At 37.0% G+C, this 12058-nt stretch carries 16 protein-coding genes and 1 pseudogene; 8 read left to right on the top strand and 9 right to left on the bottom strand.

Annotated elements, in window-relative coordinates:
- Positions 1–99 precede the first annotated feature (99 nt).
- Positions 100–474 (top strand): helix-turn-helix transcriptional regulator, encoded by a 375-nt coding sequence (locus tag VB715_RS18710; RefSeq protein WP_323302740.1) that lies wholly within the window; start codon positions 100–102, stop codon positions 472–474.
- Between the two features lie 76 nt (positions 475–550).
- Positions 551–835 carry a hypothetical protein gene (locus VB715_RS18705; protein WP_323302739.1) on the top strand — a complete coding sequence of 95 codons (285 nt, stop codon included), beginning with the start codon at positions 551–553 and terminating at the stop codon, positions 833–835.
- Positions 836–868: 33 nt separating this feature from the next.
- Here the strand turns inward: VB715_RS18705 and VB715_RS18700 are convergent, their stop codons facing one another.
- Positions 869–3097 carry an ATP-dependent RecD-like DNA helicase gene (locus VB715_RS18700; protein WP_323302738.1) on the bottom strand — a complete coding sequence of 743 codons (2229 nt, stop codon included), beginning with the start codon at positions 3095–3097 and terminating at the stop codon, positions 869–871.
- Positions 3098–3305: 208 nt separating this feature from the next.
- Here VB715_RS18700 and VB715_RS18695 point away from each other — a divergent pair, with 208 nt between their 5' ends.
- The gene (locus tag VB715_RS18695) at positions 3306–3542 is read left to right on the top strand and encodes a hypothetical protein (protein ID WP_323302737.1); all 237 of its coding nucleotides are present in this window, start codon (positions 3306–3308) and stop codon (positions 3540–3542) included.
- The gene (locus VB715_RS18690) at positions 3542–4000 is read left to right on the top strand and encodes a hypothetical protein (protein ID WP_323302736.1); all 459 of its coding nucleotides are present in this window, start codon (positions 3542–3544) and stop codon (positions 3998–4000) included. The genes VB715_RS18695 and VB715_RS18690 overlap by 1 nt, the downstream gene beginning before the upstream one ends.
- 40 nt (positions 4001–4040) lie before the next feature.
- Here VB715_RS18690 and VB715_RS18685 read toward each other — a convergent pair whose 3' ends face one another.
- Positions 4041–4928: a tyrosine-type recombinase/integrase gene (locus VB715_RS18685; RefSeq protein WP_323302735.1), complete on the bottom strand. Its 888-nt coding sequence runs from the start codon at positions 4926–4928 to the stop codon at positions 4041–4043.
- A 248-nt stretch (positions 4929–5176) separates the two neighbouring features.
- Between VB715_RS18685 and VB715_RS18680 the strand changes: the two genes are divergently transcribed.
- A complete protein-coding gene (locus VB715_RS18680; protein WP_323302734.1) occupies positions 5177–5659 on the top strand; it encodes a DUF4112 domain-containing protein in 483 nt (160 codons plus the stop codon).
- A gap of 59 nt (positions 5660–5718) precedes the next feature.
- Here the strand turns inward: VB715_RS18680 and VB715_RS18675 are convergent, their stop codons facing one another.
- The gene (locus VB715_RS18675; RefSeq protein ID WP_323302733.1) at positions 5719–6183 is read right to left on the bottom strand and encodes a glutathione peroxidase; all 465 of its coding nucleotides are present in this window, start codon (positions 6181–6183) and stop codon (positions 5719–5721) included.
- 44 nt (positions 6184–6227) lie between these two features.
- On the opposite strand from VB715_RS18675, the pseudogene VB715_RS18670 reads away from it, so the two are divergent.
- From VB715_RS18670 to VB715_RS18660, 3 genes and pseudogenes are all read left to right on the top strand, one after another.
- Positions 6228–6383, top strand: a pseudogene (locus VB715_RS18670) (tyrosine-type recombinase/integrase); the annotation flags it as partial.
- A 110-nt stretch (positions 6384–6493) separates the two neighbouring features.
- The gene (locus tag VB715_RS18665) at positions 6494–7567 is read left to right on the top strand and encodes a nucleoid-associated protein (RefSeq protein ID WP_323302732.1); all 1074 of its coding nucleotides are present in this window, start codon (positions 6494–6496) and stop codon (positions 7565–7567) included.
- Positions 7568–9310: a hypothetical protein gene (locus VB715_RS18660; protein WP_323302731.1), complete on the top strand. Its 1743-nt coding sequence runs from the start codon at positions 7568–7570 to the stop codon at positions 9308–9310.
- A gap of 43 nt (positions 9311–9353) precedes the next feature.
- On the opposite strand, the gene VB715_RS18655 is transcribed toward VB715_RS18660, so the two are convergent.
- The 6 genes from VB715_RS18655 to VB715_RS18630 form a co-directional block, all read right to left on the bottom strand.
- On the bottom strand, positions 9354–9671 hold the full coding sequence (locus VB715_RS18655; protein WP_323302730.1) for a hypothetical protein: 318 nt from the start codon (positions 9669–9671) through the stop codon (positions 9354–9356).
- 328 nt (positions 9672–9999) lie between these two features.
- Positions 10000–10602: a hypothetical protein gene (locus tag VB715_RS18650; protein ID WP_323302729.1), complete on the bottom strand. Its 603-nt coding sequence runs from the start codon at positions 10600–10602 to the stop codon at positions 10000–10002.
- The gene (locus VB715_RS18645; RefSeq protein WP_323302728.1) at positions 10595–10798 is read right to left on the bottom strand and encodes a hypothetical protein; all 204 of its coding nucleotides are present in this window, start codon (positions 10796–10798) and stop codon (positions 10595–10597) included. Before VB715_RS18645 ends, VB715_RS18650 begins: the two co-directional genes overlap by 8 nt.
- A 75-nt stretch (positions 10799–10873) precedes the next feature.
- The gene (locus VB715_RS18640; RefSeq protein WP_323302727.1) at positions 10874–11218 is read right to left on the bottom strand and encodes a hypothetical protein; all 345 of its coding nucleotides are present in this window, start codon (positions 11216–11218) and stop codon (positions 10874–10876) included.
- Between the two features lie 37 nt (positions 11219–11255).
- The gene (locus tag VB715_RS18635) at positions 11256–11480 is read right to left on the bottom strand and encodes a hypothetical protein (RefSeq protein ID WP_323302726.1); all 225 of its coding nucleotides are present in this window, start codon (positions 11478–11480) and stop codon (positions 11256–11258) included.
- A gap of 9 nt (positions 11481–11489) precedes the next feature.
- Positions 11490–12020 (bottom strand): siphovirus Gp157 family protein, encoded by a 531-nt coding sequence (locus tag VB715_RS18630; protein ID WP_323302725.1) that lies wholly within the window; start codon positions 12018–12020, stop codon positions 11490–11492.
- Positions 12021–12058: the final 38 nt, after the last annotated feature.

Below are 12058 nucleotides of genomic sequence, written 5' to 3'. Positions count from 1 at the left end.
TGCCATAATTGAAGGTAGATTAATCTATCTAGTCACTAAATTAGCCCATGCGATAATTAATCTTTCCCAATTGTACAAGTATTCGCTAATAAAAGTGTTATGTTGAGACAATACTTTAAGAAGGTAAAAGCAGAGCGGCGGGTAACGGGAAAAGCCCTGTCCCAGATTACAGGGATTAGTGAGAATCACATCAGCGAATACTTGAATGGGAAGCGGGATGTTACGAGTGAAAAGCTTTGGGAAATGATGGAAGGGATGGAGCAGTTAAGTCCAGGAGCCAAAGATGATTTTGCGGAATTAATTGGAAAGGCTAGGACAATGAGGGTGGAGATTAATTTAGAGAAGACCGTCCAAGAAATGGATGTGAGGGACTTCCTGCATTTATGGCAGGTAGCCAGCCAAAGAATGACGGAAATTTATCAAGACAATCAAAAGAAAACTGAAAATAAGGGTAAATTTCCCCTTGCTGTGTGATTAAGATCACCCATTTATGTATCTTTTTAAGTGAAGCTTAGGTTAAGAATTAACTAAGATTACCGACGACAAAAGGATGAATAAATGGATAATGAATACCGATGGAGATCTCGTACCACAAATGAGTGTGCAACAGTTGATCGATCAAATCAAAGGCTTATCATCAGAGGAACGGGCGGAACTCCTCAATCAGTTGGGGCCAGCCATAACCATCATTTTTTGTGGGAGTAGTGTGGTCAACGGGGTTTCGGTGCAAATCAATGACACCGATAATTGGGAGAAAGTCATTGAAAAGATTCCTCCTGAAGCGTTAGGAGAGTTTCTGAAATCCCTTGGTGATTTTGCTAAGAATCGCCTTTGATAATTACTGTTTGTTTCTTATTCATTGTTGTTTCTAACCTAATCTGTCTACTAACCTTGTGTACCGTTGTTTTTGATGACCTTGTTTAACCCCTATTCCTAGGGCTTTTGATGACCCCACAATAATGGCCAACTGTTTGGCACGGGTAAGCCCTGTATAAATTAGATTCCGTGACAGCATAACATAATGAGACATGGAAACAGGCATAATAACGACGGGATACTCTGAACCCTGGCTTTTATGAATAGAAATTGACCAAGCTAAACTAATCTCGTTTAAATCAGCATAATCATATTCCACTTTCCTATCATCAACCTGAATGGTGACTAATTTTTCAATGGTATCAATGGCTTTAACGATTCCTAAATCTCCGTTATATATCTGACGGTTGTAATCATTTCTTAATTGAATTACTCTATCGCCTACTCGTAAAATCATTCCCCCTCTAGTAATCTCTGGTTTCTCAGGATGAGGGGGATTGAGAAGCTGCTGCAAAACTTGATTAAGGTTACGAGTTCCCACCACGCCCCTAGTCATGGGACATAACACCTGTACATCGGTGGCCGGATTAAAACCTAAACGGGGGATAAACTCGGTAACTAATTCTGAAATCGCTTGTATACTATGTTCTGGTTCTGTTCCCCCATTGTGCCAAAGACAATCTGATTTGGGATTATCTGAAATTGGTTCAAGTTTAGGATATTGCCCCTGATTAATTTGGTGCGCGTTACGGATAATGGCACTGCTGGCCGCTTGACGGAATACTTGGGTTAATCGTACTACGGGAATTTTACCCGATTCGATCAAGTCCTCTAAAATTTTACCAGGGCCGACGGAGGGTAATTGATCATTATCTCCCACCATTAAAAGTTGACAAGTCGGTGAGATCGCCTTCATCAAAGAATGGCCCAAGAACAAATCAACCATTGAAGTTTCATCGACAATCACCGCATCAAAGGGCAAGGGGTTGTCACTATCCCGTTTAAACCCTCGTTTGGCGGGGTCAAATTCTAATAAACGGTGTAAAGTTTTGGCTTCAAGTCCGGCCATTTCTCCCAGTCGTTGGGCGGCCCTTCCCGTTGGGGCAGCTAAGCCAATTTTTTTCCCCATGGCCTGCCAAAGTGCCACAATGGTTTTTTGGGTGAAAGTTTTACCTGTTCCTGGCCCCCCCGTCAACACCATAATGCGTGAAGCTGCTGCCATTGTTACGGCTTCTTGCTGCTGCTGTGACAGACTAATGCGTTTACTTTGGGTATAACGTTGTATCCAGTTTTTAACACGGAGTAAATCAACAGTTATAGGGGATTCTAAATGTTTTAGGAGTAATTTAGCTAAATTCTGCTCTGTATAGTAGAAAGTAGGTTTATAACAGAGTTTAATTGTTCCCACTTCTTCTACTATTAATTCCTCTGCCTCCTTCATTGCAATTACGACTTGATTGACGGCCTCAGCATCGGTTTGATGTTCATCAAAATTCAATAATTCAATAGCTTCATTAACCAATTCTGGTAATGGTAGAAAACAGTGACCATCTTCAGCCGCTTCACTTAAAATATGTAATATTCCTGATTTATAACGATACTTTGACCAGGGAGATACACCGATATTAACTGCTATTTTATCAGCCGTGTGAAACCCTATTCCATAAATATCTGTTGCTAATTGATAGGGATTATCTGTAACAGTTGAAATTGCCTTTTCCCCATACTGTTTATATATCTTAACGGCATAGGTTGTTGACACTCCATGACCTTGTAAGAACACCATAACATCTTTAATTGCTTTTTGTTCTTCCCAGGTCTTTTGAATCATTTTGACCCGTTTTTTACCAATCCCAGGAACTTCGACAAGACGCTCAATCTCATTCTCAATAATCTCTAACGTATCAAGTCCAAAATGGTTGACAATGCGCTTTGCTGTTACAGGGCCAACGCCTTTTATAAGACCACTACCTAAATATTTTTCAAGTCCTGTTAATGTAGCGGGTTTTGTTTCAGTATATTGACTAACATTAAATTGTTGACCGTGTTTGGGATGATTATACCAACTCCCTTGTAATTGAAGGGTTTGCCCTGCTTGAATATTAGGAAAACTGCCAATAATAGTGACTAAATCTTTAAACCCTTTGACTTGCATTCGAGCGACAGTATAACCCGTATCTTCTGCATGATAGGTAATGCGCTCAATGACTCCTGTTAAATATTCAGTTTTTACATTGAGGGAAGTCGTCGAAGTGTTAGTGATTACATTTGAGAAAGACATGGCAAAAAAGAGTATTTAAAAGTAGTAATTATAGTCACGATTAAAACTTTATTCAAAATCTATATTTCTCAGTTTAAAATTAACTGAGCTTCTTTTATTATAGTATGTTTCTGTTAAAACAAATGTTAAATAACTGAATTAATTAGCCTAGTCAAGCGCAAAAATGTTAGAATTATGGTTGAACTTTCAAATTTATTAGAGGTAGATTATGAGAATAATACAGACCATAGGTAAAATCTCCCAAGGAGAATTAAGAGCCAAAGCCCCCCCAGAATTGAGTGATGGCGAAGTCGATCTAGTTATTATTGCTAAAAATGAACTAGATGAATTTGAAGAAATGCGTCAACTGGCTAAAAGTAATGGCTATGATTCTAGAGACAAAAAAATGGAATTGATTCAACAAGTCAAATTAGAAATGTTGGCAGAAAAAGGAAGAACTAAATAATGTCTAATCTTAAACGTTTGTGTCTTGATACAAATGTTTACATCATAGGAATAGAAGAAATTGATTCTCCCGAAGCTGAAATCTTAAGGGCCATAGGTTTCTTTGGCAAAGAATACCAAATAATCAAAGCTGAAATCGTTTTATCTAATGAAATAATTGACCAAGTACGGCGTGTTGGAAAATACCTATGGAATAAAGATAAAGCTGGATTTGCTATTGGTTTGATTTGGTCACGTTTAAATTTTCATTATGTTAACATTGATGAGCAATGGCGTAATTTACTGACGGAAATTGTAGCCAGTGGTAGTATTCCCAGTGAAGATATAGAAGTTTATTTGACAGTAAAATTAGGTTTATCAGATTGTTTTATATCTTCTAATAGAGAATTAATTAAAGCTATAGCAGATTTTGAATGTTTGACACCAACGGAGTTTGTGAGGAAATATCTAATTACCTAAAAAAGTGAAATAGATTTAACTTATAGTAAATGACAATATTTTAAATATCAATAAATTGACTACTGCCTTCATTGGGTCTAGCGTGTAAATATTTAGAGGTAACAGTCAAAGACGAATGGCCAAGCGATCGCATCAAAACATCAATATCACAGCCATTTTCTAAGCTATGACAAGCATGGGCATGACGTAACCAATGGGTTGACGTATGTTCATTAATACCAGCTTTTTCTGCTGCTGCTTTGACGATACGATGGAGTTGATGACGGTCTAAGCGATTACCTCGGCAGGTCGTAAACACAGCATCGGTTTTATTAGAACGCTTAAGCTGCTGTAACTGTTGATAAAGATTTTGACTGATTAATACCGTCCTTACCTTTCCCCCTTTCCCTGTAACGGTTACTTGTCCGCCTTCTTTACGAGGTCGTAAGTCACGCCAGTTAATACTCAATACTTCTGTTGCCCTAAGTCCAGTGGCGTAAATCAAAGTTAATAGTGTGCGGTCTCGCTCCGCGAGTGCGGTAGCACCGCGTCCTACTTTCGCCGCTTCAATTAAAGCTTTAACATCAGGCTGTTCTAAAATGCGTTCATGTAAGGCACTAATACCGCTTGGAGCTTTGACAGCTTTGGCGATATTGAGGGATAAATAGCCAATTTTCCAAGCGTAAGAGAATAAACTTTTAATGGTGGAAACTTTGAGGGCGATGGAATTTTGAGAATAGTCTTTAAGAAAGAGCAGATCAACCCACCTTGTCAGATCCTCTAATAACACTTTAGCCAAAGGTTTTTCAACGAAACTCAAGAATTGGTTAACGGTGCGAGTGTAAGTTTTTTGGGTACTAGGACTTAACCCCGATAGCCATAAATAGATAACTTGGGCATCGTTATCAACTTCGGTGATGGGGGGGTGATAGGTGGTCAGAGGAGTCATAGTCCCTTCGCTCCAAGGCAAAAAGCAAAAAGCTTTTAGGCAAAAAACAGCAATTTAAGCAAGCTTAAACGCGCATCTCAGTAATATTACTGATTATATTAGACTTTTGTTGCCTGATAGCTGTTTATTCATTAGGGCGGGAACCACTAATACAACGTAAGAGAGATTTTGTTGTATTCTTCGACCTTATTCTAATCCCCTTTGTTCAATGTAGGGTTAAGGTTAATATCGTGGAGCGTGCAGCTATTATGTCTAAATTATCCCCCCGTCAAAGAAAAGTAACTCGTCTTCATCGGATTAGTCATATCTTGGACAAAGCCATCCCCATTCCAGGGACAAAAGGTCGAATTGGATTAGACCCCATTTTAGGATTAATACCAGGAGGTGGGGATACCATAGCTGGTTTATTATCAGCTTATATTATTTGGGAATCAGCAAGAATGGGAGTAAACCGTAAGGTGATTGGTCAAATGGTAGCTAACGTATTGTTAGATTCATTGGCCGGTTCAGTTCCAGTAGTAGGGGATGTTTTTGATGTTACTTGGAAAGCCAACGTAAGAAATATCGAATTATTAGAACATCATCTAAACTTTACTCCTGAGAACAAAAAAGTTAATACACTTTTTCTGATTGGATTAAGTGTAGTTTTAATTCTAATTGTGGTAGGATTTACTGTTTTGACATTGGCTTTAGTAACGTGGTTATGGAAAAATATTACAGGTAATAACTGATGATTAGCTTTAGCTCTTCATCTTCATCTCAATCTTCTTTTAGAAACAGATTAAATAGATTAACTTAAAGCTTTCTCGATGGCGGCTTGCAATTGGGCATCATCAGGGGCAGTTGTCGGCTCGAAGCGTGCCACCACTTCACCATTACGATCAACTAGAAACTTACCAAAGTTCCAACCAATATCTTCACCATCTTTAACTAAGAATTGATAAAGGGGACTGCGGTTGGCCCCATTGACATCTTGTTTTTCGAGCAGAGTAAATTCAACGTTGTATTTGCTGCTAGTAAAATCTTTAATTTGTTGAGGACTCCCAGGTTCTTGTGCGCCAAACTGATTACAAGGAACGCCAATGACCTTAAATCCACGATCACTGTATTTTTTGTCAAGTTCAACCAAACCCGAATATTGAGGGGTTAAACCACATTGACTGGCAACATTGATAAACAGGATGACTTTATTTTCTAATTCGGCAGGAGTTAGAGGTGTCCCGTCAAGTGTCGCAAGATTAGTCGGCAGAGGCATAATAATAATGTAGAGGGAGAAATGATTTCCACTACATTATCTACTTTAGGAGAACTTTTTGCAGCGATTTGTTAGATGCGGGGGTTGATATCGTGACGGTGCAGAAGTTAGCGGGTCATGCTTCCCCTGTTACCACTGCTAAGTATGATAGAAGGGGGGAGGCGGTTAAACGGCAGGCGGTACGGAATTTGGGGTTTTAGTTTAACTAGGTATAATTCATAAATTATTTAATGTTGGTGTTGTAGATCTGTTGTTCAGTTTTCTTTTTATAAGCTGTAAGTAAAGTTATAATAACTATGAGGTAAATTTTATGCGCGATTCAACTGGTATAAAGATTAAACAGCTAATTGTTCACAGCATAAATTCGAGAGAAACTAATGGTCTTACTTTATCGGAACGCTGTATCCCTTTAGATCATCCAGGGGATTTGACCCAGAGATTAATTGATTATTTTGTCAAGCATATTGAAAACTCTTTGCAAGATCCAGCTACAAAAGCTGCTCGATTTAAAACTGAGACGTTTAATGATGCAAAAGTACCAGGAATTTGTCGATTATTGCTTCAAGAAAGATTCGATCTTGTACTAGGATCACAAAAAATAGCGAAATCCCTGAAGGATATTATTGATCGTGATAAACGTATTTCTCTTTGTAACTTGGTAATGTGTACTTATCAAGCTCAAAACTATAAAAATCAAAAGTTTATTGCTTTGATGAAAATAGACCCATCAGATGTTTTTCGACAGAAAATCGAGGTGGACGAGCAAAATCGACGATATGTGAGTTTTGAAATTGAAAATGATGTTATGCCTACAACAAAAGAGAAACTGCAAAAATGTGCTTTCATTAAGAGTCTAAATCCTAGACCTGAAGATTATGATATGATACTTCTTGATCGACAAATACGACAACAGGAAGAAGTTGCTCAGTTTTTTACAGAAGATTTTTTAGAGGTAGAGCTAACTCTTGATGATCGAGAGAGGACTAAGCGATTTCATCAAGGAGGAACGGCTGCTATGAATGAGATTCGCTCTCAACTAACGCCTGAGCAGAATAAAGCAGTATCTTCAGCATTTGAGAGTGCTATTAGACAAAATAAAGTTAATGTTGATGAAGTCATAAATAATCTTCCTATCGATGATCAGTGCAAGCGAATAATCGAAGAAAAGTTAAGCGATCTACCTGATAGAGAGTTTTCAATAGATTCAGGTTATGTAAAAAATTTAGGAAAAAAAATTTATTACAAAGGAGATTATGGTTTATCAATTTCAGTAAATTTTGAAGATCATAATAAAGTTATTAAAAAGGAGAAACCTCCGATAGATGGATCAAATTTTTGGGAAATTACAATTCGTACTAGAAAATGGGAAGAGGTGACAAAGTAAATGGAAGAACGTAGTCAATTATCTATGCCTCTCTTAGAGTTCTGGAATCAAATAGATTTAGATAAAGAATCTTTAGTAAATTTAGAAGAATTAGAAAGAATAGAATATTATAGTGAGGAGTTCGATTGTCAAAAACTTAATAAAATTCAGTTATCACATTTAACTGACCTTGTTGAAACTTATGGAGATGCTTTTTCAGGATGTTTTACTTTTACATCAGATAGTTTAGAGATAAATTCATCTTTAGATGAACAAAAACTTAATGAATTCAAGAAAACCGTAAGAAAAACTCCTATTATTACATTTAGATTTGAGCTTGAGAAAAACCATTTAGTTGAAAAAATAAAAAATCAGTTATCAACACCTTCAGAAATAAATTTCCGTTCTAAAATATTTCTTTACTTGTTTGTCGAATCACTCAAAAATAAACTTTGTAGATTATCTCTTGAAGATTTAGAGTCTACCTTTTGGGGAACTGAAGCAGCTTGTAAAGTTATTTTATTAATACCAGAGCATGAAATTTATTTGAATGGTGCTTATTTATCGATTCTTGGCGGCAATAAATTACACAAACTAAATGATGTTTTAACCAACGAAATTCCCAATCAAGAAAAGATCAAATCAATGTACGAGAGATGTCAGGAGCTTGTAAGGTGGAAAAGGATAGATATTAAATACTTAACTCCTTTACATTTTAAGGTTCAAGTCGAAGCTGCACAAGATGATCCTATTGCTAGGGTAATATTTCTTTATCAAGCTAAAATGATTGTTCTTTACACGGCTGATCAAACATTAGTTAGCAATGAGGGACAATATATAGCAACATACTCTGGGGAAAAACAGCGTAAGAAAATAATAATATTGGATGAGATTCCTAATATTACTAATGAACAAATCTATACTGGTTCGAGTAAGCTACTAGATCGAGTTGAAGGGATTTATTCTTCGTTAACAAAAGAGGATGAAATTTCTCTTTTTCAGCTTGTTATTATGAGATCTTTACAAATTACTGAACCTTCTGATTGTTACCGTTTACTATTGTTGAAAGCAGATCACATTGTTAATGAACTTAGGTGGCTTTGGAAGACTTTTGCAGAAGGAAAAATAGATGGCTACATTAGTCAAGTAAAAGCTCTTGAGGATTATATGGCTAATGTGATACAGTCGTTTTCCGATCAAGTTTCATCTATGATAAAAAGTCTTTCTGATACTATGTTAGCGGCTGTTGGTGTGGCTTTAGCCTCTTTTATTGCTGCATTATTCAAGGATGGATTCAATCCAACGATTTTTAGGATTGGCATAATAGCTTACGGGTTCTATGTGTTAATATTTCCCTTGATTTTTAATATGTCTTATCAACAGCGATATTTTAACATTTTATGGAAGAATGTTGAAGGTCGTCTTAATCGTTTTAAGCTGATTCTTGATCCAAGCAAGGTAAAGGAAATTGTCAGTGATCAATATCTGAAAGATCTAAAAGATCGGTTCTATGGTTGGTTTAAGCTAATAGGAGTTACTTATGTAGTTGTATTTATACTGGCTTTGGTAGCTGCAATTTTCGTTCCAAAGATTGTACTTCAGACTTCCTCTGGACAACAATCTGTCCCTTCGGCTTCGCCAAGCCCTGGTTTTGTGACACCGCAAGTATCCCCATCACCAATAAACCCAGTACCTCCAACTCCCACACCACAACCAACAACTCCTAGAAATCAGCAAAAAGGAACTTCAACAACATCACCCTAGAATGAGGTTTGAGTATTTTTATGGTCTTCTTCTATTAGTATTGTCAGCAGTCGGAAGTATTGTCGGGATAAGGACAGAAAGGATCATCCAAGTCTAGCTTATCTGTTAGTAGTTTCTTAGCATAGTCTTTGGTAATGTCATCGCCTGGCATTTTGCCGCCTCGATAGCCGGGACTCATATCATAAAAAGTTTTAATCTTTCCATCAGTATCTGAATCAATTAAATGAAACATAATTGAAGCTGAGTGATCCTCGGCCGTGTAAGCACATACACTATGTTTATATATAAAATTACCGATTTCAGCAGATGATGCTGTTTCTATCAAAAACTCTAGCTTTTTTTCTTCTTCTCTGGTCATCATTGTAGCACAGACTGATTGAGGATATCCGTTGCTTTTTAAGATGATTGTGGTGAATATAATTATGTCTAGCATTTTTATTTTATCGTCGAAAATATGATGGACTTGACGAGCTTTACCTCTGAGAACCTTAACCAATCTTATAAGAACAGCCCCCCCACGCGGGGGGGGCGGGTATCTCACCGATAAGCTTGGGGGGGTGGGGAGCCGGATGCGTAGCGGATGCGGAGCCAACTAGCCGGAGAGAGGGACGAACGGAGGCGAAATAACTGCGAAGCAACCATTTCCGGCGGGTCCCTATTCTTATTGATTAACTCACTAAAAAATTAAGTTATTTTTGATAAAATCGTAACCAATCTTCATAACTTTTATGCTTGGCTTCGTATCGTTTCCCATCAACAATTAAATGATAATCATTCCAGTTTGCCTGACCTTCTCCTTCAATCCATTCTATTTTATCAGAAAATGGGGGTAAATTAGGATAGATATCATAATAAGGACAGAAGGGTTCATAAGCTTTTTTATAACCTTTCCACTGCCATCCTTTTAATTTAAACCATTGTTTTAAAACGGTTTCTCCGTGTTGAATGATATTAACATATTTTTGATGAGGAAAGTCAGGAGAACCGACGATCATTTGCATTCTCCCATCATGAATATAATTATGACAAGCATGACATAAAGCGCAAGTACCTACATATTTGACTTCAGCTTTACCATAGTTGATAGAATAACATTCGTGAGCTTCTAACCAATGATGATATTTAGCATCATATTTATGAACACCACAGGACCAACAATGTTGATTAAGTTTAGCTTTTGCTTCTCGTTTTGTTTGGTTCCACCATTGATCACCTTTAATTACTCTGGGAGCTAAACCATGCAAAGGTTTAGGAATATTAGGATGGAATAATAACCAAGGAAATTTACTCATGATCTTCTCCTCCTGTAATCATTAAAAAGATTTTTCTAGGAACAGCAAACCGATAAAAATTAACGGCTCTAATCGCTTGATTGTGTATCGAATTAATCTCAGTTTCTGATGCTACTTGAACTAAATAAGAGTGGATATTGGCTATCAAAACAGCCTCTCCATTGTCCCCCTGGTGTAAAGCGAAATCGTCTGACAATAATGGTTTTTCCTCGAATTGTACATACTAATCCTGCCTGATTACCTACTGTAACAACATCACCTAATTGAATGGTTAATTGTTTTTTTTTAGGTCTTCTAACTGATGAATCAATCTCTTATTTTCTTGACTTAATCGATAGATTTCCCGTTGTTGATAATCACATTCTTTCTCTAGTTGATTGATCCTTTCTTCAAGTTTGTTCTGTAAGGATAAAGCGTCTTTGTGCATGGGGTCATATTGGGCATTAAGTTGATTTTGTAGGTGGGCTATTCTGACTAATAAATCATCCCTATCTTGGGTTAATATTTTCACCCTTTGCTCTGTTTTTGTCTCTCTATTTAGAAAGTTTTCAATGCTTCTCAAGCTTTTATCTGTGTTGAGATTTTTCAGGTTTAATTCTAACTGTTTGACATTCATTGTTCCTCCTGGGGGAACTATCCCCCATTACTATTAATTAATGCCAATTCGTGTATCGAGGATCTTGTCCTTTCCACCAAACCATCATTTCTAATGATTGACTTTCTGAGTAGTAATTACCACCGCTTCCATCCCAGTTTTTGGGGTGATGAGTATATCTGAATCGCACTGTTACATCCTTTTTGGTAAAAGTAATTACATCACGACTTTTCAATCTTCTTTGTACTTCTCCCAAAAATTGCCAATTAAGAAAATAATACATTTATTGCTCCTATTTAATCATCAAACTGTATTCAATTGATTCACTCAAGAAAGCCCAATCAAGCTTTTTACCTTTCAAAGCTTTCCGAATTTCTGTCATATTGGCTTCTATTTTTACCCGTTGGTATTCACTGGGTAATTGTTCGGGTTCAACATTTAAACAGATGCGGGGTTGTTTACGTCTCATTGAGAGTTTACAAGTCACTCCCTCTACTTTTCGTTTATCAACTCGTAGCATTTCTTTAGCTAAATATTCCCGTAATTTTGTTGCTTGTTTCTCGCTGGTTTCTGCTAAAGTTTTAAGGCGTTTAGCTTCAGCTTGGCGGGCTTCTGTAACAGCTTCTAAATATTTAATGAAATGCGCTACTTTTTCCGCCTTTTCATTAAACTTTGAATCACTGTTAAGCCATTCAGAAAAGACATGATTAAGTCTAACTTCTTTCTCAGATTCAGTTAAATCTTCACAGTCTTCTATCTCATCAATTAAGCTTTCAAGTTCGACTATTTCGTTAGAAAGTTCCCAAAGTCTAGCGTTTTCCATTGTAAAAATCCTTGATTAATGAAGTGAAGTTTATGAGG

Origin of the sequence: Crocosphaera sp. UHCC 0190, assembly GCF_034932065.1 — a bacterium.
Taxonomy (GTDB): domain Bacteria; phylum Cyanobacteriota; class Cyanobacteriia; order Cyanobacteriales; family Microcystaceae; genus UHCC-0190.
This window is presented reverse-complemented; position numbering and strand designations above follow the sequence as displayed.

Bases quoted from the DNA above. Each gene is read 5' to 3' on its own strand.
- VB715_RS18705 (WP_323302739.1), top strand. From the start codon at position 551: ATGAATAAATGGATAATGAATACCGATGGAGATCTCGTACCACAAATG.
- VB715_RS18630 (WP_323302725.1), bottom strand. From the start codon at position 12,020: ATGGAAAACGCTAGACTTTGGGAACTTTCTAACGAAATAGTCGAACTT.
- VB715_RS18635 (WP_323302726.1), bottom strand. From the start codon at position 11,480: ATGTATTATTTTCTTAATTGGCAATTTTTGGGAGAAGTACAAAGAAGA.
- VB715_RS18690 (WP_323302736.1), top strand. From the start codon at position 3,542: ATGTCTAATCTTAAACGTTTGTGTCTTGATACAAATGTTTACATCATA.
- VB715_RS18685 (WP_323302735.1), bottom strand. From the start codon at position 4,928: ATGACTCCTCTGACCACCTATCACCCCCCCATCACCGAAGTTGATAAC.
- VB715_RS18695 (WP_323302737.1), top strand. From the start codon at position 3,306: ATGAGAATAATACAGACCATAGGTAAAATCTCCCAAGGAGAATTAAGA.
- VB715_RS18665 (WP_323302732.1), top strand. From the start codon at position 6,494: ATGCGCGATTCAACTGGTATAAAGATTAAACAGCTAATTGTTCACAGC.
- VB715_RS18640 (WP_323302727.1), bottom strand. From the start codon at position 11,218: ATGAATGTCAAACAGTTAGAATTAAACCTGAAAAATCTCAACACAGAT.
- VB715_RS18700 (WP_323302738.1), bottom strand. From the start codon at position 3,097: ATGTCTTTCTCAAATGTAATCACTAACACTTCGACGACTTCCCTCAAT.
- VB715_RS18655 (WP_323302730.1), bottom strand. From the start codon at position 9,671: ATGATGACCAGAGAAGAAGAAAAAAAGCTAGAGTTTTTGATAGAAACA.
- VB715_RS18710 (WP_323302740.1), top strand. From the start codon at position 100: ATGTTGAGACAATACTTTAAGAAGGTAAAAGCAGAGCGGCGGGTAACG.
- VB715_RS18650 (WP_323302729.1), bottom strand. From the start codon at position 10,602: ATGAGTAAATTTCCTTGGTTATTATTCCATCCTAATATTCCTAAACCT.
- VB715_RS18680 (WP_323302734.1), top strand. From the start codon at position 5,177: ATGTCTAAATTATCCCCCCGTCAAAGAAAAGTAACTCGTCTTCATCGG.
- VB715_RS18675 (WP_323302733.1), bottom strand. From the start codon at position 6,183: ATGCCTCTGCCGACTAATCTTGCGACACTTGACGGGACACCTCTAACT.
- VB715_RS18660 (WP_323302731.1), top strand. From the start codon at position 7,568: ATGGAAGAACGTAGTCAATTATCTATGCCTCTCTTAGAGTTCTGGAAT.